We start from the raw sequence: 18,617 nt of genomic DNA on the forward strand, positions 1-18,617 counted from the left end.
ACCTGCTCCGCTCCGGACCTAGAGCGCGCGGGAGCGAAGGAAAAGGGCATCCCCGCGGATGCCCCCTTTTCCGAATACCCCGGCGCAAGGCACCGCCGCCCGCGCCGGGCGCGCGCCTATTCCACCAGGATGGCGCGGAAATCGTTCACGTTGGTGCCGGTGGGCCCGGGGGCAAAGATCAGCCCGGCGGCTTCGAAGGCGGTATAGGCATCGTTGCGCGCCAGCGCCTCAGCGGGATCGACGCCTGCGCTGCGCATCTCCGCCGCGGTGGTGCCATCGGCAAAGGCGCCGGCGTTGTCCTCGGATCCGTCGATGCCGTCGGTATCGGCGGCAATCGCGGAAACCCCCTCCATCCCCTCGATCTCAAGCGCGAAGGACAGCAGGAATTCCGTGTTGCGCCCGCCCCGGCCCTTGCCGCGCAGGGTGACCGTGGTCTCGCCCCCCGACAGGATCAGCACCGGCGCCCGGAAGGGCCGGTCGCGCAGGCGCACCTCGCGCGCGATGGATGCCAGGACGCGCGCAACCTCGCGCGCCTCGCCCTCCATCGAATCGGACAGGATGACCGTCGGCAGGCGCTCTACCCCGGCCATGCAAGCCGCCGCCTCGAGCGAGCGCGCGGCCGAGGCGATCACCACGGCGCTGTTGGCAGGGAAATCCGCAGGGTCCGGCGCATCCTCGCCCGCCTCTTCCAGGAAAATACGGATGCGCTCGGGCAGCGCGATCTGGTAATTGCGCACCGCCGCCATCGCATCGGCACGGGTCTTGGCGCAGGGCACCGTGGGGCCGGACGCCACCTCGGCCGGATCGTCGCCAGGCACGTCCGACACGATCAGAGAGGTCACCTTCGCCGGGGCGGCAATCGCCGCCAGCCGCCCACCCTTCACGCGGCTGACCTGCTTGCGAATGGCGTTCATCGCCCCGATCGGCGCGCCGGAAGACAGCAGCGCATTGTTCAGCGCCTGCTCGTCCTCAAGCGTCAGCCCCTCGGGCGGCGCGGCCAGCAGGGCAGAGCCACCCCCGGTGATCAGGGCCACCACCTGGTCATCCTCTCCCAGCCCGTCCAGCAGCGCCACGACCTTTTCGGTCGCCGCGGCACCGGCGGCGTCGGGCACAGGGTGGCTTGCTTCCAGGACCTCGAAATTCTCGCAGCTGACCGCGTAGCCGTAGCGCGTGACGACGATCCCCTCCAGCGCACCATGCCCGGCCCCGGCCCAGGCCTGCTCGAAGGCGCGCGCCAGCTGCGCCGCGCCCTTGCCCGCCCCGATGACCACGGTACGCCCCGCGACGGGCTCCGGCAGGTTCCCCTTGAGTGCCTCGACCGGATCAGCCGCCGCGACGGCGGCCTCGAACAGGCGGGTGAAACGCGCGCGGGTGTTCTGCTGCATGGGAGTGTGTTCCTTTCCGGGGATCTTTCAGGCGACATTATGCACCTCCCACCCGGAGGTCCAATGCCGGCACCCGGAAAAAGCGGTGAAGGGGGCCTTGCCCCCCGACGCTGCCGCGTCTCCCCCCAAAGTATTTGCGGCCAGATGAATGAAGGATCCCATTTCATCTGGCCCGAAATACTTCGGGGGAGTCCCCGCAGGGGACGGGGGCTGGCCCCCTAGCCCGCCTTGCGCAATTCGGGCGCGACCTTTGTGCCCAGCACCTCGATGGCCTTCATCATCTCGGCATGGTCTATCACGCCGATGGCCATCTGCATGGTCACCCGGTCAAAGCCGATATCCTCTTTCAGGCTCAGGATCTTGTCCGTCACCTGCGCGGGCGAGCCCACGAAAAGCGCCCCTTCCGGGGACATGGAGGCATCGTATTGCGCCCGGCTTTGCGGCGGCCAGCCGCGCTCGCGGCCGATCTGGTCCATGACCGCTTTCTGTGCGGGGAAGAAGAGGTCCGCCGCGCGCTTGCCGTCCTCGCCCACGAAACCGTGCACGTTGAGAGAGACGCGCGCCGTGTCGGCGTTTTCCGCCTGTTCGGCCGCGCGCCGGTAGAGATCCGCGAGCGGGGCGAAGCGGCGGGGTTGTCCACCGATGATCGCCAGCGCCAGCGGCGCGCCGTAGGCCCCTGCGCGCACCATGGACTGCGGCGTGCCCCCGGCGGCGATCCAGATCGGCAGGTTTCCCTTCACCGGTTCGGGATAGACCCCCAGGCCCTCGACCTTCTGGGTGAACTCCGTGCCCGGCCAGTTCAGCGCCCCGCCATCGTTGATCGCCATCAGCATGGCGAGCTTTTCCTCGAAGAGCGCGTCGTAATCCTTCAGGTCGTAGCCGAACAGCGGGAAGCTCTCGATGAAGGAGCCCCGCCCCACCATCAGCTCTGCCCGCCCGTCCGACAGGTTATCGAGCGTGGCGAACTGCTGGTAGACCCGCACCGGATCATCCGAGCTCAGCACCGAGACGGCAGAGGACAGGCGAATGGATTTCGTGCTGCGCGCCGCCCCGGCCAGCACGGTGGCGGGCGCGGAGATCGCGTAATTGGGCCGGTGATGTTCCCCCAGCCCGAAGACATCCAGCCCGACCTGGTCGGCCAGCTCGATTTCTTCCATGAGGTTCTTCAAGCGCTGGTGGGCGTTGACCTTTGCCCCCGTCGCAGGATCCGTGCCGACATCGCCGAAGGTGTAAAGACCGATTTCCATGCGTTCCTCCTGTGTTGCCAAGGCATCTAGGCCGGCGGAGCGCTGCGGGCCAGCGGAAGGGGCGCACAGGTGCTGTGCAGCCCCGCGCGGCTCAGGAGCCGTTGCCGCCCATCCAGCGGTGCAGGCGGCTTTCGGCCCGGTCCACGCCGTCTTCGGCCTTGTCGAACAGCGGATCGATCCGGCGGGCGCGGAAGCGCAGCCAGCGCACTCGGATCGCCCAGAACAGCGCCAGGAAGACCAGGATGATCACGATGTTCAGCCAGGGGATCGCGCTGTAATCCGGACCCGAGACCGGCTTGATCGCCACCGCGTTGGGGAAGATCGAGATGAACTCGTTCCGCCAGCCGTAATGGGTGATGGAGGCCCACTGCGGATTGGCCGAGGTGGATTTCAGATCCGCCGCCTCGGTCTGCAGGTTGTTGGTGTCGAACTTGAAATAGGGCGGCCAGCCCCAGCCGGTGTCCTCGTTGCGGTAGACCATCGGCTTGCCGTTGGCGCGGATGGTCTGGATGAAGAAGACATCCCGGTTGCTGGTCCCCACCGCGTTGCCGGTATCGGCCTTGGCCCAGAAGATCGAGTTCTCTCCGCCGTAATCCACCCGCCGCTCGAAGGTATCGGTCACCCGCACCACGTCGTGCTGGGGCAGGGTATAATGGAAGACGGCAGCCACGAAGAGGATCAGGATCGTCCAGATGGCCCATTTCACGTAACGCATTGCGCGGCACTCCTACATGTAGTTCACGGCGTATATGATGAAGGCGACGATGGCCACCGGCAGGATGTAGATCAGCAGGATCAGGTGCCGCCGGAAGCTGTCATCATAGTCTTCCAGCCCCTGCTCAACGTAGTCCTCCATCGGGCCGGGCAACCCCTCTTCCCGCCATTCGCGCTCCAGCTTCTGGCGCCGCTTGCGACGGGACCAGAAGGAGACGGCGATATAGGCGACGGAGAGCACCAGGAAGAGCACGAAGGCCAGGCGGAACAGGGCAAACATCTAGCGCACCCTCCCCAGGCTGGACCAGGGGCCGACACGGCGCAGGCGCTCCTCGGCCTTGTGCTCCTCATCTTTTCGTTGGGCGGCCTGTTCCGCGGCGCGGGCGCGATCCCAGGGGCCCTCAGTCGCCTCCGGTTCGCGCACCAGCGGGTCATCGGCGCCGAAAAGCTGGGCCCGCGCGCCGGCCTTGTCGGCCATGTATTCGCGGCTGAGGTACTCCACCGCATAGGCCTGCCGCGTCTCCGACCAGCCCCGGAAAGCCCGGTAGAAGGCCGACTTGTGACAGATGAAGAGCTGGCGGAAATCCTTCGGACACAGCTCTGACAGCAGCTGGTTCACCAGGGCCTTCGCCGGGCCGGGCGCAGCACGCAGGGTGTAGAAATAGGCCGGGTCCGCAGAGGTGACGCGCGGCCAGGGCGCGCCCTCCTCGGCCCAGGCCACCATGCGCGACAGGTCCGTGTATTCAGGCGGCAATTTATCCGCATGGGCGCGCGCGATGCGGCGCAGATCGCCCCGCGTGGTGCCCTCAAGCGGGATGCCCGCGCCATCGGCCATGTCCACCAGGATGAAATCCATCTTCTGGCGCAGCACCGCCGCCGCGCCTGCGCCCTTCTGCCTGATGATGGGCTCTACCAGCCCCTGCTCATCCAGGAAGCGCGCCAGGGCCTTGCGATCGGACAGGGCGATTGCGCGCTCCGGCATCTCGGCGGGCACATCCGCCCCGATCACCGTGCCGGCGGCGCGAAAGACGTAAAGCCCGCCGAAATGCGAGGTCCAGAAATCCGGCTGGTCGAACTCCGCATGGCCCAGCGTGACCGGGTTGCGCGCGATATCGCCCGTGCGCTCCGCGACGGAGATCATCTGCGCGATCAGCAGGTCATCGAACCAGGCGTCCTCTTCCTGCAGGAACCGGTCCGACAGCCGCCCCAGCTCTGCCGCGTCGCGCAGGGTGCCCTTGGTCGTGTCGGCCTCGATCCGGATCTTGCGGATATCCAGAAGCCGCGCGGGATCCGCGACCGAGAAGACGGAATTCACCAGCTCTCCCGCCACCGCATCCCGGGCGGTCAGCGCGAAGAGCTGGTCCTCGTTGGCGGCGATGAACTGCTTGAGGATCCCGCGCGAGGTGGAGAAGGTCGCATCCAGCAGCGGCGCCCCCTGCTGGCGCGTGGTCAGCAGGATGAACTGGCGGTTGCAGCCCAGGTGGTTGAGGTAAAGCGGATCGCCCAGCTCATCCCCCACCTCGGGCGAGAAGCCGGAGATATCGATGTGGAAATCGCTGAGCGCCGTGCGCTTGCCCGTCAGATGCTCCAGCGCGCGGTTGTAGCGGTCGATCAGCGCGGGGCTGTCGATATGGATGAGGTTGCCGAACATCAGGCCGGAGCGGATGAGGGGGGTCATTGGGTCACCTCCCTGCAGGCCAGGTTGCGGGCAAAGTTGCAGGCCGGGGCAGACGCCCTTTGCCCCCATCGAGGGGGCCGCGGCCGTTGTCGGCATGCGCCTCCCGGCCCCACGGAAAGGACGGCGCGCCCTTGGACGGGACGGCGGGCGGGGCGAGGCTCCGTAGGAGCGAGCGCCGGTCCCGTCTGCGCATCCACGCACATTACCAAAGTGCGACCCCACCGTGCGGAGCGCACCGACGTAATACCGACGTGATACCGACACGAAACAGACGTCATACCGACGCTGTTTTTCGCCCCTGGCTCACCCTGCATCAGCGCACCATTTCCCATCACGCGCCCCTTTCCAGGAACCGCTTCTGCGCCCGCTCTCGCAGGCCCATCTCGCGCACCATGTCATCGACCGCCGCCGCGTCGCTTTTCCCGGCGTAGCGGAATTCCGCATCGGCATAGCGGTTGATCTCCTGCAGCACCATCTCTGCGGTCACCGGTTTGCGCAGCTCCGAGATCATGCCCAGCTTGGTCTCGTAATCGCGGAACAGGAAGCGCTCCGGCTCTTCCAGCCAGTCGTCGGGCAGGTCGAAATCCATCGCCCGGACCTTGACCGCATCGGTCACGTTCTTGACCGCCCGACCAGTGAAACGCGGATCGGCCTCTGCGATGGCCCGCAGGTAAGTTCCCAACTTTTCTAAGGTGTTGAGCGGCCCAACGCGGGCTTCCACCTCTGTGAAGACAGTGCTCAGCGCGGCCTCTGCGGGGCGGGAATGACCCGCGTAGCTGCGCGCCACGGCCTGCTGCAATTCCTGCGCGGCGTAAAGATCATGCTTGCCCAGCGGGATGTCATGCCCCTTGCCCAGCAGCAGGGTCAGGATGTCGATGTAATCTTCGCGGCTCTGCGGCCCGTCTACCAGGAAGCGCGCCCCGGCCCGCTGGCGCAGGGCATCATCCACGTTTTCCGGGAAGTTGGAGAACATCCCGAAGGTGCAGTTCCCCCGCACCACGGTCTGCGCGCCGGCGAAGCTTTCCATCAGGACCGCGGTGATCTCCTGCTGCCCGGCAGAGCTTTGACGATCCCCCCGCCGCCCTGCGATCTGGTCGATGTCGTCGATCGTGCCGAAGCCGATCACAGCAGGGTCCAACACCTCGGAAACAAAGGATTTTGCGTTCTGGCCGGACTTGCCCTGATAGCTGTCTATGCTCTCCGTGGACAGGTTCCGGTAGCGGAAGGGATAGCCCGCGATCTCGCAATAGCCATGGATCATCCCGGTCATCATCTGGATCAGGGTGGTCTTGCCCGTCCCCGGCGCGCCGTCCCCCATGAAGGTGAAGACGAAGCCGCCCAGCTCCGCGAAGGGGTTCATCTGCCGGGTGAAATCATAGGCCATGAGCATCTTGGACAGGCGCAGGGCCTGCTGCTTGGCGATGTGGTTGCCCACGACCTCTTCGGGGCGCTTGAAGGACATGGTCAGGGCCCCGCTCCGGCGATGGGTGGCCGGGCTAAACCCTTGAATGACAAGCTCATCTGCCGCCACGCGCCAGCGCGCCCCGGTGAAGGCCGCCAGCCCCGGCGCGCCGCTGCGCCGTGCCACGGCCTCCATCAAGGTCTCTGCCCAGGCCACGACGGCGGGCACCAGTCGCGCCTCGTCGCCATGGGCCACATCCGCCAGAATGCCGTCCAGCTCCCACAGGGTACCCTGCAGGGCCAGGGGCGCATTGTCGGTCAGCACCTCCTCGACCGGGCCGATCTCCACCGGGGTTTCGCCCTGGTGGGCGGCCAGCAGCCAGGCGGCGGCATTGGCGGTCACATGCAGCACGGCCAGCGATTCCGCCGCCAGCAATTCCGCGAACCCCGCGCGCCGCTCCGCAGGCAGGGCCGCCTCCAGGTTCGCGCGCTTCAGCTCTGACAGGCCGGAGGCCTCCGAAAAGGCCTCTCCCACCGCCAGGCCAATGGCGATCGCACGGCGCAGCGCCTGCGCCAGCGCCGCCTGGCGGGGCGATTGCAGGGCGTCGCCGTCGTCACATTCGCCAATACGATCAAGCAGATGCACGCCTGCCGCGGGTTCCGAGCGCCGCGTGACCAGCCCCGGCGTGGTCGAGCGGAACCGCCGCCGCGTCCCGAGACCGGGCGAGCGTTCGGGCGCCTCCGCAACACGCGCCGCCGCGATGCGGGGCGCATGGTCGAAGCCTTCCAGCAGCGCCAGGGCAGCCGGGTAATGCTTGCGGATGTCCTCTTCCCGCAGCTCCATCAGGTCCCCGCTCAGGCTCATTTCGGCTCCTTCGTCTGACTGCAGTTCTTCATGTTGTCCCGCTCACCCATCGCTCACTTGTAGCTCAGGACCCGGTCGCCCGCGCCCACCACGAATTTGCGCACGGCGGCAAAGCCCGGCGGATCCAGCTCTGCCAGGACCTGGTAGGCGGCCGCGGGCAGGATGACCGCCCGTTCGGTCCGGGTGGCGCCGGTTTCCACGCCGCGCGCACCGAAGGGATCCAGCGCGAAGACCTCGCGCTCCACCGTACCGAACCAGCCCGCGCGCTCGCTCTGGACGCCTTCGCTCACCAGCTCCTCACGGGTCCAGGCCAGGGCCCAGTTGTCCTCTCCCAGGGGAAGCTGGGCCAGCACGTCGCCGATCGGCCCGGATTGCCGCGTCAGCCCGTGCGAATACATCGGCCCGATGTGGATGCGTTGCAGGCGCTTGGGGTGCAGGTGGTCGAAATCGCGGTCCACCCCCTGCGCGATGGTCAGCAGTTTCAGCCCGCCAAGGCTTTGGGCCAGCAGGTGCTGGCGCAGCCCCTCCCACCGGGCCATGTCCTTGGGAAGGCCGATCTTTCCGGTATCCTCGATCTCCATCAGGTAGATCACCGGCAGGTTCACCTGGCTGTCGTAGACGGCCCAGTGCAGCAGGTAGACACGCCGCCCATCGGCCCGGGTTTCCAGCCAGATCGCCTCTGGATCGTTGCGCGGCAGAAAGAGCGCGCCACGCGCCAGTTCTTCGTAATAAAGCCGCTGGCTGAGGGTGAATTGCAGCCGCGTCGGCAGCGTCCGGTCCCCGATGATCTGCTCCAGCATCTGCCGTTTCAGCACCTCGGTCGTGGGCATCTGCTCCAGGTGGGTGCCGGCCTGCAGGGCGTCATTGGCGAGCACCATCAGCTCGCGCGCGGCGGGAAAGCCGCTTTCGTGATCGTCGATGGTGAGCGAGCCAAAGAAGGTGCCCGTGTCGCGCCCGGCCAGCAGGTACTTCATCGACAGCGCCCGGAAGGTGAAGGTCAGCGCGGTCAGGTGGCGTGCCAGCACGTCGACCTCACGCCGGGCCAGGTTGCCTTCGACCTCCATCAGCGCGGCCACGCGGGAGAGGTGGCCGGTGATGGCTTCGAACCGGCGGAAGTAATGGCGCGACACATGGGTGTCGGACAGGCCGACGTGGTCGTTGGTCAGTTCGGTTTCAGGCATCTGCGGCCTCCGCGCGGGGCGCTGCGGGACGGGGTCGTGCATTCGGCATGGGACGGGGGGCGGGGCGAGGCCCCCGCACGGGGGCGAGCGCCCGTCCCGCCGCTCCGGATCTGTCAGCCCTCATAGAGATTCTTGTCGTGTTTTTCGACGATGGCCTGGAAACGGCGGGCAAAGCGTTCATCGGCGCGGGCCTTGGCTTCCAGCACGTCGCGGGCAAAGACCATGTGGCCTTCGTGGGCTTCCAGCATGTCCGCCATCCTGGCATTGGTCGCCGCCCCGATCTGCGCCATGGCCTGCTGCGCCTGGCGATCCGTTTCCGTGCCGATCTCGTTGATCCGGTGGGCCACTTCCTGCTGCTGGGCGGTCTTCAGCGACTTGGTCAGCGCATCGTACAGCACCACCCGCTGGCGCGTGTCGGTTTCCAGCTTGTTGATCAGCACCATCTGCGTCGCCGCCTGGTTCTGCAGGCTGTCGACCCAGGATTTGCCCTTCTCGATATAGCGTTCCAGCGTCTGGCTGCGGGCGATCTTGACCTGTTCGTCCTGGACCAAGGCGTTGTACTGCGAGTTCAGCGCGGCCAGTTCCGTTTCCAGCCGGGTGCGCGCGGCGGCATCCTGTTCGACGGAGATGCGGTTTTCCAGGTCGATGATCACGGGATCCATCGCCTTCAGCTCTGCCCGCAGGCCTTCCAGCGCGCCGACCACGTCCTCGCGATCCGACAACGTCTCGGACAGGTTGCCTTCCACCCGGGTCTTCTGCGCGTTCAGCACGCCCAGCTGATCCTGCAGGAGCTTGGTGATCGTATCGGACTTGGCGATCAGGTCCTGCAGCTTGTCATCGATGGAGGCCTGGCGCACCCGTTCCTGCCGCAGCTGGTCGCTTTTGGCGCGCGAGAAAATGCCGACGAAGCTTTCCCAGCCCGTCTTGCCCCGCATGTCGCTGAAATCCTTTGAGAACTGGGCGGTCACATCGTCCAGCCCCATGATCAGCTCTGCGATATTGGCATTCATCGCCTCGGCATGGGCATGGACATCGTCCAGGGTCGCGTTCTCGATCTCTGCCATGGCGTCTTCGCCCTGGGACATCTTCTGCCGGGCGGTTTCGATTCGGCCCGAAAGCTCCGCGATGCGCGCCTGGCTCACCTCGACCTCCCTGCGGCTTTCTTCAAGCTGCGTTGCGAAATCGGCCATGTTCTCTCCCTCAAGCCTTGCCTCAGGACTGGTGTTCCAGCCTGCTTCCCGGCAGATATGGATATTGTTAATCCGATTTACATCCCCCCGACAGGCGAATTTGAAGGTCAGGTTTCCCTGACTTGTCGGATCCGTTACCCACGGGGAAGCTAACCGAGAAACCGGGGCGTGGCCATCGGCGCGCCCTCATCCATGTAAGAGGTTCCAGGATGTCTTTGTTTTCCCTCCCCCGCCCGATGCGCCTGTCCGGCCTGCTTCTGGCAATGCTTCCGCTTGGCGCTGCACCGCTGCAGGCCGATGAGATCTCGGACTCGCTCAAGAGCGCGCTAGAGGCCTATGAAGACGGCGACAATGGCTATGCTCTGGATGAGCTGGATTATGCCCGCCAGATGCTGATGTCCCTCAAGACCGAAGAGCTCGGCCGTTTTCTGCCGGAGGCCCCGGATGGCTGGAGCAAAGAGGTCAATCCGGACATCACCTCGGGTCTAGCGATGATGGGCGGCGGCACGGCGGCCGAGGCGGAGTATTACAACGACGATGAGGGCATGACCCTGACGTTGATGGCCGACAACCCCATCGTGGCCTCCGTTTCGGCCATGGTCGCCAATGCCGCCGCCTTCGGGGCCAAGATCGAACGCGTGCAGCGTGAGAAATTCATGCTCCAGGACGATGTGCTGCAAGGCATGGTCGATGGCCGCATCATGGTTAAGGCCGAAGGCGGCTCACCAGAGGCCATGAAGGAACTGGTTGAAAAGATCGATTTCGGCGCGCTGCGCGACTTCGGCCGCTGAGCGCGGGCGGGGGGCATTGCCCCCCACGCGCAGCGCCCCGTCGATGGGGGCGCTGCGCGTCCCCCGGCCCCTCAGGCCGGGCGGCAGGCCGGCCTAGCCCAGGATGTTATGCTCGGGCCCATAGGGGAACCCGGTGATATCCTCGGCCCCCTCCTCGGTCATGACCAGGATATCGTGCTCCCGGTAGCCGCCGGCGCCCGGCATGCCCTGCGGCAGGGTCAGCATCGGCTCCATGGAGATCACCATGCCCTCGTGCAGAACCGTGTCGATATCCTCTCGCAGTTCCAGCCCGGCCTCGCGCCCGTAGTAGTGCGACAGCACGCCGAAGCTGTGGCCGTAGCCGAAGGTGCGGTATTGCAGCAGGTCCCGCTCCGCCAGGAAGCTGTTGATCTGCTTGGTCACCTCCGCACAGGCGGCCCCCGGTTTGAGCAAGGACATGCCGTATTCGTGGGCCGCCACGTTGGCCTCCCATATCTTCATCGAGGCCGCGTCGGGCTCTCCCAGGACCAGCGTGCGTTCCAGGGCCGTGTAATAGCCAGAGATCATCGGGAAGGTGTTGAGCGAAAGGATATCGCCCCTCTTCAGCTTGCGCGAGGTGACCGGGTTATGAGCCCCGTCGGTGTTCAGCCCGGACTGGAACCAGACCCAGGTGTCGCGGTATTCGGCGTTCGGGAAGGCCTCGGCGATGGCTAGCTCCATGGCGTCGCGCCCGGCCATGGCCACGTCGATTTCCCGGGCGCCTTCGCGGATCGCGTCGCGGATGGCAAAGCCGCCGATATCGGCGATGCGGGCGCCTTCGCGGATCAGCGCGATCTCTGCTTCGCTCTTGAACAGGCGCTGGCGCATCGTGGCGGGGGCCAGGTCCATCATCACCAACGGCTCAAGGAATTCTTCCGCAAGGTCGCGCTGGCTGAGCGTCAGGTGATCGCCCTCATAGCCCAGCACCGCCCCCTTGCCCGCCACATGGGCGACGGCGCGCCAGAAGTTGTTCCGCGACCAGTCGGTATAGGTCAGGCTATCGAAGGCAGAGCGCCGCCAGGGCTGGCCCGCGTCGATCCCGGCAGAGATCGTGACCGCGCTGTCCTCTGTCACCACCAGCGCATAGGGGCGGCCGAAGCTGCAATAAAGGAAGCCCGAATAATAGGCGATTGTCTGCATTGAGGTCAGCACGGCGGCGGTGACCCCGGCGGCCTCCATAGCGTAGCGCAGCCCGTCCAGGCGGGTTTCATATTCTTCCTGCGCGAAGGGCAGCGGAACCTTGTCGCCATTGTGGACCGGGGCAAAGGCGGGGCGGGTCTGGGTGGTCATGGGTGACCTCCTTCTCAAGAGGTCCCGGCGTTCAGGACGTGGCACGGGCCTGCTCGGGATCCGGCGGCGGGCCGGGGCGAGTCGCGACGCCATCGCGGGGGCCGGATGCCATCTTGCCCATCCGGCGCGATCTGGCAAGATGCGGCACCGCCGGAGGGGCCACACCCTCCCGGACAATACCCCAAGGAGACGCCATGACTGCCACGCAAACACGCCCCTGGGGACCGGGACCGCGCAACTCGATCACCGATATCGCCGGGCTGAAGGTGGGCCAGGCCTCTGACGCGAAGGTCAAGTCCGGGGTGACGGTGCTGACCGCCGATGCCCCCTTCACCGCCGCGGTCCACGTGATGGGCGGCGCGCCCGGCACGCGGGAGACCGATTTGCTGGCCTCTGACAAGACCGTGCAGATGGTGGATGCGCTGGTGCTTTCGGGCGGCTCGGCCTTTGGCCTGGATGCCGCCGGGGGCGTGGCAGATGCGCTGCGCGCGGCCGGACGGGGCTATGCCGCCGGTCCGGTGCGGGTGCCCATCGTGCCGGCCGCGATCCTGTTCGATCTGCTGAACGGGGGGGACAAGGACTGGATCACCAACCCCTATAAGGCGCTCGGCCAGACCGCTTATGAAGCCGCCGGCACGGAGGTCGCGCTTGGTTCTGAAGGGGCTGGAACCGGGGCTTTCACCGCTGGGCTCAAGGGCGGGCTGGGCACGGCCTCCGTCGTGCTGCCCTCTGGCCACGTGGTGGCGGCGCTGGTGGCCGTCAACGCGCTTGGCACGGCCAACGTGGGCGGCGGCGCGCATTTCTGGGCCGCCCCCTGGGAGATGGGCGACGAATTCGGCGCGCGCGGCGTGGCAACCGATTTTCCGGAGCCGCACGAACCGCTTACCAAGCTCAGCATGAGCGAGCGCATGGCCCTGCGTGGCAATACGACCATCGGGATCGTGGCCACGGATGCCCTGCTGAGCCAGGCCCAGTGCACGCGACTGGCCACCGCCGCCCATGACGGCTTTGCCCGCGCGCTGGTGCCCAGTCACACGCCTGCCGATGGCGACCTGATCTTTGCCGCCGCCACCGGGGAAAAGCCGCTGGAGGACCCGGATGCGGACTTGCTGATCCAGGGCCATGCTGCCGCCACGGCCATGGCCCGCGCCATCGCCCGCGGGGTTCATGCGGCCCGCCCCGCAGAGGGCGATCCCTTCCCCTGCTGGCAGACACGATTCGGCTAAGGGGGTGGCAAGTCGCCGGGCAGGCGTTACCTATAACGCAGGATTATTCGAGGGAGATATGGAATGCTAGACACGACGACGGACCTTAAAACGCTGCTCAAGGACCCCTCTTTGCTGGTTGAGAAAGCCTATGTGAACGGGGAGTGGATCGACGGGAACGATGGCACCTTCGAGGTGACGAACCCGGCACGGGGTGACGTGATCGCCCGCGTTGCGGACCTGGATCGCAGCCAGATCGCCGCCTCCATCGACGCCGCCTATACCGCCCAGAAGGACTGGGCCAAGTGGACCGGCAAGGAGCGCGCCGCGGTGCTGCGCAAGTGGTTCGACCTGATGATGGACGCCCAGGAAGACCTGGCCCGGATCCTGACGGCGGAACAGGGCAAGCCGCTGGCCGAAGCCAAGGGCGAGATCGCCTATGGCGCCAGCTACATCGAGTTCTTCGCCGAAGAGGCCAAGCGCGTCTACGGCGAGACCATCCCCGGCCACCAGCGCGACAAGCGCATCACCGTGATCAAGCAGCCCATCGGCGTGGCGGCCTCCATCACGCCGTGGAACTTCCCCAACGCGATGATCACCCGCAAGGCCGCACCGGCGCTGGCGGCGGGCTGTACCTTCGTCGGGCGCCCTGCATCCGAGACGCCGCTGTCGGCCCTGGCGATGGGTGTGTTGGCCGAGCGCGCGGGCATCCCGGCGGGCGTATTCTCGATCCTGCCAAGTTCTTCGGCCTCTGAAGTGGGCAAGGAGTTCTGCGAGAACGACAAGGTGCGCAAGCTGACCTTCACCGGCTCGACCCCCGTGGGGCGCACGCTTCTGCGCCAGGCGGCCGACACGGTCAAGAAATGCTCCATGGAGCTGGGCGGCAATGCGCCCTTCATCGTCTTTGACGACGCGGACCTGGACGCCGCCGTCGAGGGCGCGATCATGTGCAAGTTCCGCAACAACGGGCAGACCTGCGTCTGTGCCAACCGGATCTACGTGCAGGCCGGCGTCTACGATGCCTTCGCGAAGAAACTGGCCGAGCGCGCGGCACAGCTGAAGGTGGGTGACGGGCTTGAGGAGGGCACCGAGCTGGGGCCGCTCATCACGCAGAAAGCCGTTGAAAAGGTTCAGGAACATATCCGCGACGCCAAGGAGAAGGGCGCCGAGGTCATCCTGGGCGGTGAGGCCCACGAGATGTCCGGCACCTTCTTCGGACCGACCATCGTGACCGGGGCAACGAAGGAGATGCTCTTCTCCACCGACGAGACCTTCGGCCCGCTGGCGCCGCTGTTCAAGTTCGAGGACGAGGACGAGGTGATCGAGCTGGCCAATGACACGATCTTCGGCCTGGCCTCCTATTTCTATGCCAAGGATCTGAGCCGGGTCTACAAGGTGGCCGAGGCGTTGGAATATGGGATCGTGGGTGTGAATACCGGGATCATCTCGAGCGAGGTCGCGCCCTTCGGCGGGGTCAAGCAATCGGGCCTGGGCCGCGAGGGCAGCCACCACGGGATCGAGGATTACCTGGAGATGAAATACATCTGCATGTCGGTCTGAGCGGCCCCTGCCCTGCGTTTTTGCAGGGTGGGAAAACACCGCGATTATCGCGTCGGTGGCACGTCTGTATCGTGTCGGTATGACGTCGGTATCACGTCGGTGCGCAGCGCACGCCATGGTAGGGTTTCGTTATGTGCGTTCATGCACGGAAAGGGCGGCTTTCGGGCCGCCCTTTTGCTTTGCGCAAGCTCGGGTGGTGGGGTGTTGAATTGGCCGGCGGGGTGCCGGGGGAAGCGGGGGCCTCCGGCGGGAGTTTTCTGGCAAGAAGAAGGGGCAGGCTGCGATAAAGGGGCAGGTCTTGCGCGGGGTGTGGGGGGTGTTTTGGGTGGTGTTTGGGCAGGGAGGCGCAGCCGACGACGGGCGGGGGCCCTTCGATGGGGCGCGCGCCCGTTTCCCGCTCAGGTCGCGCGGCGGCGCAGGGCGGCGGCGCAGAGGTGGATCGCCGCGCCGGAGAGGTAGGCGACGAGGCCGAACCAGACCAGGCCCATGGGGCCCATGGTGCCCGTCAGGGCCAGCAGCAGCGGCGTGCCCAGCAAGTTGCCCAGGTTCCCCATCTGCGCCAGCCCGCCATTGGAGAGCGCGCGGTCCGAGGGTTTCCGGTTGATCTGCGGCACGGAGGCGAAGCCGCCGCTTTGCATCAGTCCCATGCAGCAGAAGAGCGCCACCGAGGGCCAGGGAGAGGCCGGCCAGAGGGCCAGCGTCAGGACCGAGGTGGCCGCCAGCAGGTAGCCAGCCACCGCGACGCTGACCGCGGAGAAGATCCGCAGCAGAGCGGCGCTTAGGGTCAGTGACACGACGATGCCCAGCACCGGCAGCACGGTGATCAGCAGCTGGCGATGCTCTTCCGGCAGGAAGGGCGGGATCACCGTGAGGTAGGCCACGTAGCTGACCGCGTAGCAGAGCCAGCCCAGCCCCGGTGCCGCGATCCAGGGCGAGCCATAGGCCTGGACATGGCGGCGCAGGACCATGGCAAGCCCGAGCCGTTCCTCAGGATGAGCGACGCGGCCCGGGTCCGCTTCGTGTCCGATGGCGCGGTCATCTGGCAGCGCCAGCGCCACCAGCAGCGCCATGGCCGCCATCCAGCCCGCATGGGCCAGCAGCACCGCCGGTAAGCCAGCAAGGGCCAGCAGGCCCGGTCCCGCCAGGGCAAAGATCACGAAGGCCACGCCGAAATAGGTCGACCAGAGCGTCATGGCCATGGGGCGGGCGCGATCGGTGGTGATCTCTGCCATGAGGGTGGGGGCGGCGACCACGAGGGCCAGGTGGGACAGCCCCTCGATACCGCGCAGGGCCAGCATGACCGGCAGCGGCGGCATCAGGGCCTCCAGCGCGGAGAGACCACCGCCCAGGATCAGCGCCCAGATCATCATCCGGCGGAAGCCGGTGCGCGAGACCAGCATGCCGGCCACCAGCCCCAGCACCACCCCCATGAGCGAGATCATCGAGAGCAGGAAGCCAAGCCCCGCGCCGGCCTGTGGATAGGCCTGGGACCACGCCGGGAAGAGCACGGCGATCTTGGCGAATTGCCCCGAGGCGCCGAGGCCGGCGGCGAAGATCACCAGCACGCGGCCCCAAGTCACCCCTGGCCCGGCGGTCTGGGGCATCGTGGCGCCCACCATCAGGTGCGGCCCGGGATATGCTCCCGTTTCACGCCGGTGTTCTTCCAGTTCCGGATCGCCTCGAGCGCCTCTTGCGCGGTTTCGACGAAGCGGAAGAGCTTCAGATCGGCCTGGGAGATCGTGCCAGCCTCTGCCAGGGCTTCGAAGTTGATGATCTTTTCCCAGAAGGCGCGCCCGAAGAGCAGGATCGGCACCTGCTCCATCCGGCCGGTCTGGATCAGGGTGATCGTCTCGAAGGTTTCATCCAGCGTGCCGAAGCCGCCGGGGAAGACGCAGATGGCGCGGGCGCGCATCAGGAAGTGCATCTTGCGGATGGCGAAGTAGTGGAAGTTGAAGCAGAGCTCCGGCGTGACATAGGCGTTGGGCGCCTGTTCATGGGGCAGCACGATGTTCAGCCCGATGGAGCGCCCGCCCGCATCCGCCGCGCCGCGGTTGCCGGCCTCCATCACGCCGGGGCCGCCGCCCGTGCAGACGACCCAGTCACGCCCGCCGCTTTCCAGGGATTTCTCTGTCAGCAGACGCGCGAAATTGCGGGCCTCATCGTAGAAATGGGACAGGGTGCCGACACCTTCGCCGGTGGCCCCTTCGCGGATCCGGGCGCCACCGAAGAGCACGACGGTGCTGTCGATGCCCGCCTGGTCCATCTCGAGCTCAGGTTTGAGAAGCTCCAGTTGCAGCCGCACCGGGCGCAGCTGTTCACGGCAGAGGAAATCCTCGTCCGCGAAGGCCAGGCGATAGCTGGGGGATTCGGTCTGCGGGGTCTGCGGCTGGTTGCGCAGCGCTTCGCGGTCTTCGCCCGAGCGGCGCAAGCGGTTGTGGGTGTGGTCGTCCTGCATGGTCTGCCTTCCGGTCTCTTTCAGACCGTGATGGCAGGGCGCGGGGGCAAAGTCCATCGCGCGGCGGCTCGCCATGTGCTTTGGCCGGGCCTGCGGGGCAAAGAGGGGCGCGGGCGATCAGATCGCGCACGATCAAGTCGGGCACGATTGAGGCGCGCGCGATGCAGCTGGCGGCGATGGAGGCGCGGCGAGGTCAGCTTGGTGATTGCAGGGCAGGCGACCACGGGCTAAGGGAACAGCCAAGTCATGTTGGCCCCCAGCGGGTCCGGCGTGAGACCGCCAAGACCGGGAAGACGCCCGGACCGACGACCCGAGACAAAGACCCACAGGAGACCGCAGATGTCGAATGCCCAGCTTGAAGCCGCCATCGAAGCCGCCTGGGAGGCGCGCGATACCATTACCTCCGCGACCACCGGCGAGACCCGCGAAGCGATCGAGGACACGCTGAACGCGCTGGACAGCGGCGCGCTGCGCGTCGCCGAGAAGCAGGACAGCGGCGATTGGGCCGTGAACCAATGGGCCAAGAAGGCCGTGCTGCTGGGCTTCCGCATCAAGGACATGGAACAGCAGGACGGCGGCCCGCAGGGCGGCGGCTGGTGGGACAAGGTGGACAGCAAGTTCGCCGGCTGGGGCGAGAACCAGTGGAAGGCCGCTGGCTTCCGCGCCGTGCCCAACTGCATCGTGCGCAAGTCTGCCTATATCGCCCCCGGCGCGGTGCTGATGCCCAGCTTCGTGAACCTGGGCGCCTATGTCGACAGCGGCACCATGGTGGATACCTGGGCCACCGTCGGCTCCTGCGCGCAGATCGGCAAGAACTGCCACATCTCCGGCGGTGCGGGCATCGGCGGCGTGCTGGAGCCCCTGCAGGCCGGGCCCGTCATCATCGAGGACAACTGCTTTGTCGGCGCCCGTTCCGAGGTGGCCGAGGGCGTGATCGTGCGCGAGGGTTCTGTCCTGGGCATGGGCGTCTACCTGGGCCAGTCCACCAAGATCGTGGACCGCGAAACCGGCGAAGTGTCCTACGGGGAAGTTCCGCCCTATTCCGTCGTCGTGGCGGGCACGATGCCGTCCAAGAACGGCGTGAACCTGTATTGCGCGGTCATCGTGAAGCGGGTGGACGAGCGCACGCGCTCCAAGACCGGCGTCAACGAGCTGCTGCGCGACTGATCGCCCTGCCCTTTCGGGCGGGATGCCAAGGCAAGTGAAAAACGACGGCCCCGAAGGTGTGGAACCTTCGGGGCCGTTTTCTTGTTAAGCTTGTGAAGCGCCAGCGGGGCGCGACTGACAAGAGGTAGGACTATGGAAGGTTTGGGCTGGCTGGCAGCGATTATCGTGGGTGCGCTCGCGGGGTGGATCGCTGAAAAGATCATGAAATCCGATCACTCGCTGATCCTGAACATCGTGCTGGGGATCATCGGCGCCTTGGTGATGAATTTCCTGCTGGTGACGCTGCTTGGCGCGACCCTTGGCGGCTGGATCGGCCAGTTGATCGTGGGCGTCCTGGGTGCCTGCACTCTGATCGCCCTGGGGCGGATGCTGCGGCGCGCCTGAGACAGGTAGAGCTGAAGAATTTTGGAAACGGTCGCCCGGGTGGGCGGCCGTTTCTTTTTTGGGGCCGTTCTTTTTGGCGAAGCCCG

16 protein-coding genes are annotated in these 18,617 nt (G+C 66.6%); 5 read left to right on the forward strand and 11 right to left on the reverse strand.

What is annotated here, in order from left to right; translation table 11 throughout:
* Positions 1–116 precede the first annotated feature (116 nt).
* The 8 genes from HCZ97_RS11630 to HCZ97_RS11665 form a co-directional block, all read right to left on the reverse strand.
* Positions 117–1,385, reverse strand: coding sequence for a glycerate kinase (locus HCZ97_RS11630; protein ID WP_167688882.1), 1,269 nt, complete (start codon positions 1,383–1,385; stop codon positions 117–119).
* Between the two features lie 218 nt (positions 1,386–1,603).
* Positions 1,604–2,632: an Atu2307/SP_0267 family LLM class monooxygenase gene (locus tag HCZ97_RS11635; RefSeq protein WP_167688883.1), complete on the reverse strand. Its 1,029-nt coding sequence runs from the start codon at positions 2,630–2,632 to the stop codon at positions 1,604–1,606.
* A 91-nt stretch (positions 2,633–2,723) separates the two neighbouring features.
* Positions 2,724–3,347, reverse strand: coding sequence for a DUF1523 family protein (locus tag HCZ97_RS11640; RefSeq protein WP_167688884.1), 624 nt, complete (start codon positions 3,345–3,347; stop codon positions 2,724–2,726).
* Positions 3,348–3,359: 12 nt separating this feature from the next.
* On the reverse strand, positions 3,360–3,626 hold the full coding sequence (locus HCZ97_RS11645; protein ID WP_167688885.1) for a hypothetical protein: 267 nt from the start codon (positions 3,624–3,626) through the stop codon (positions 3,360–3,362).
* Positions 3,627–5,024 (reverse strand): DUF6638 family protein, encoded by a 1,398-nt coding sequence (locus tag HCZ97_RS11650; RefSeq protein ID WP_167688886.1) that lies wholly within the window; start codon positions 5,022–5,024, stop codon positions 3,627–3,629.
* Between the two features lie 331 nt (positions 5,025–5,355).
* Entirely contained in the window at positions 5,356–7,290 is a 1,935-nt protein-coding gene (locus tag HCZ97_RS11655) for an ATP-binding protein (protein WP_167688887.1), read from the reverse strand.
* Positions 7,291–7,343: 53 nt separating this feature from the next.
* Positions 7,344–8,471, reverse strand: a complete 1,128-nt coding sequence (locus tag HCZ97_RS11660; RefSeq protein WP_167688888.1) for a hypothetical protein — start codon at positions 8,469–8,471, stop codon at positions 7,344–7,346.
* Positions 8,472–8,584: 113 nt separating this feature from the next.
* Positions 8,585–9,661 (reverse strand): hypothetical protein, encoded by a 1,077-nt coding sequence (locus tag HCZ97_RS11665; RefSeq protein ID WP_167688889.1) that lies wholly within the window; start codon positions 9,659–9,661, stop codon positions 8,585–8,587.
* Positions 9,662–9,870: 209 nt separating this feature from the next.
* On the opposite strand from HCZ97_RS11665, the gene HCZ97_RS11670 reads away from it, so the two are divergent.
* Positions 9,871–10,452 (forward strand): hypothetical protein, encoded by a 582-nt coding sequence (locus tag HCZ97_RS11670; protein ID WP_254871493.1) that lies wholly within the window; start codon positions 9,871–9,873, stop codon positions 10,450–10,452.
* 93 nt (positions 10,453–10,545) lie between these two features.
* On the opposite strand, the gene HCZ97_RS11675 is transcribed toward HCZ97_RS11670, so the two are convergent.
* A complete protein-coding gene (locus HCZ97_RS11675) occupies positions 10,546–11,760 on the reverse strand; it encodes an aminopeptidase P family protein (protein ID WP_167688890.1) in 1,215 nt (404 codons plus the stop codon).
* Between the two features lie 194 nt (positions 11,761–11,954).
* Between HCZ97_RS11675 and HCZ97_RS11680 the strand changes: the two genes are divergently transcribed.
* Together HCZ97_RS11680 and HCZ97_RS11685 are read left to right on the forward strand one after the other, a co-directional pair.
* Positions 11,955–12,986 (forward strand): P1 family peptidase, encoded by a 1,032-nt coding sequence (locus HCZ97_RS11680; protein WP_167688891.1) that lies wholly within the window; start codon positions 11,955–11,957, stop codon positions 12,984–12,986.
* A gap of 63 nt (positions 12,987–13,049) precedes the next feature.
* The gene (locus HCZ97_RS11685; protein WP_167688892.1) at positions 13,050–14,525 is read left to right on the forward strand and encodes an NAD-dependent succinate-semialdehyde dehydrogenase; all 1,476 of its coding nucleotides are present in this window, start codon (positions 13,050–13,052) and stop codon (positions 14,523–14,525) included.
* 398 nt (positions 14,526–14,923) lie between these two features.
* On the opposite strand, the gene HCZ97_RS11690 is transcribed toward HCZ97_RS11685, so the two are convergent.
* Together HCZ97_RS11690 and HCZ97_RS11695 are read right to left on the reverse strand one after the other, a co-directional pair.
* Positions 14,924–16,129, reverse strand: a complete 1,206-nt coding sequence (locus HCZ97_RS11690) for an MFS transporter (RefSeq protein ID WP_167688893.1) — start codon at positions 16,127–16,129, stop codon at positions 14,924–14,926.
* 14 nt (positions 16,130–16,143) lie between these two features.
* A complete protein-coding gene (locus HCZ97_RS11695) occupies positions 16,144–16,980 on the reverse strand; it encodes a TIGR00730 family Rossman fold protein (protein WP_167688894.1) in 837 nt (278 codons plus the stop codon).
* A gap of 339 nt (positions 16,981–17,319) precedes the next feature.
* On the opposite strand from HCZ97_RS11695, the gene dapD reads away from it, so the two are divergent.
* The gene (gene dapD, locus HCZ97_RS11700; RefSeq protein ID WP_167688895.1) at positions 17,320–18,147 is read left to right on the forward strand and encodes a 2,3,4,5-tetrahydropyridine-2,6-dicarboxylate N-succinyltransferase; all 828 of its coding nucleotides are present in this window, start codon (positions 17,320–17,322) and stop codon (positions 18,145–18,147) included.
* 132 nt (positions 18,148–18,279) lie between these two features.
* Entirely contained in the window at positions 18,280–18,531 is a 252-nt protein-coding gene (locus HCZ97_RS11705; protein ID WP_167688896.1) for a GlsB/YeaQ/YmgE family stress response membrane protein, read from the forward strand.
* Positions 18,532–18,617 lie beyond the last annotated feature (86 nt).

The organism is Pseudooceanicola sp. HF7, assembly GCF_011806405.1.
In the GTDB taxonomy this organism is placed as follows: Bacteria; Pseudomonadota; Alphaproteobacteria; order Rhodobacterales; family Rhodobacteraceae; genus Pseudooceanicola.

Bases quoted from the DNA above. Each gene is read 5' to 3' on its own strand.
- HCZ97_RS11630 (WP_167688882.1), bottom strand. From the start codon at position 1,385: ATGCAGCAGAACACCCGCGCGCGTTTCACCCGCCTGTTCGAGGCCGCC.
- HCZ97_RS11635 (WP_167688883.1), bottom strand. From the start codon at position 2,632: ATGGAAATCGGTCTTTACACCTTCGGCGATGTCGGCACGGATCCTGCG.
- HCZ97_RS11640 (WP_167688884.1), bottom strand. From the start codon at position 3,347: ATGCGTTACGTGAAATGGGCCATCTGGACGATCCTGATCCTCTTCGTG.
- HCZ97_RS11645 (WP_167688885.1), bottom strand. From the start codon at position 3,626: ATGTTTGCCCTGTTCCGCCTGGCCTTCGTGCTCTTCCTGGTGCTCTCC.
- HCZ97_RS11650 (WP_167688886.1), bottom strand. From the start codon at position 5,024: ATGACCCCCCTCATCCGCTCCGGCCTGATGTTCGGCAACCTCATCCAT.
- HCZ97_RS11655 (WP_167688887.1), bottom strand. From the start codon at position 7,290: ATGAGCCTGAGCGGGGACCTGATGGAGCTGCGGGAAGAGGACATCCGC.
- HCZ97_RS11660 (WP_167688888.1), bottom strand. From the start codon at position 8,471: ATGCCTGAAACCGAACTGACCAACGACCACGTCGGCCTGTCCGACACC.
- HCZ97_RS11665 (WP_167688889.1), bottom strand. From the start codon at position 9,661: ATGGCCGATTTCGCAACGCAGCTTGAAGAAAGCCGCAGGGAGGTCGAG.
- HCZ97_RS11670 (WP_254871493.1), top strand. From the start codon at position 9,871: ATGTCTTTGTTTTCCCTCCCCCGCCCGATGCGCCTGTCCGGCCTGCTT.
- HCZ97_RS11675 (WP_167688890.1), bottom strand. From the start codon at position 11,760: ATGACCACCCAGACCCGCCCCGCCTTTGCCCCGGTCCACAATGGCGAC.
- HCZ97_RS11680 (WP_167688891.1), top strand. From the start codon at position 11,955: ATGACTGCCACGCAAACACGCCCCTGGGGACCGGGACCGCGCAACTCG.
- HCZ97_RS11685 (WP_167688892.1), top strand. From the start codon at position 13,050: ATGCTAGACACGACGACGGACCTTAAAACGCTGCTCAAGGACCCCTCT.
- HCZ97_RS11690 (WP_167688893.1), bottom strand. From the start codon at position 16,129: ATGCCCCAGACCGCCGGGCCAGGGGTGACTTGGGGCCGCGTGCTGGTG.
- HCZ97_RS11695 (WP_167688894.1), bottom strand. From the start codon at position 16,980: ATGCAGGACGACCACACCCACAACCGCTTGCGCCGCTCGGGCGAAGAC.
- dapD (WP_167688895.1), top strand. From the start codon at position 17,320: ATGTCGAATGCCCAGCTTGAAGCCGCCATCGAAGCCGCCTGGGAGGCG.
- HCZ97_RS11705 (WP_167688896.1), top strand. From the start codon at position 18,280: ATGGAAGGTTTGGGCTGGCTGGCAGCGATTATCGTGGGTGCGCTCGCG.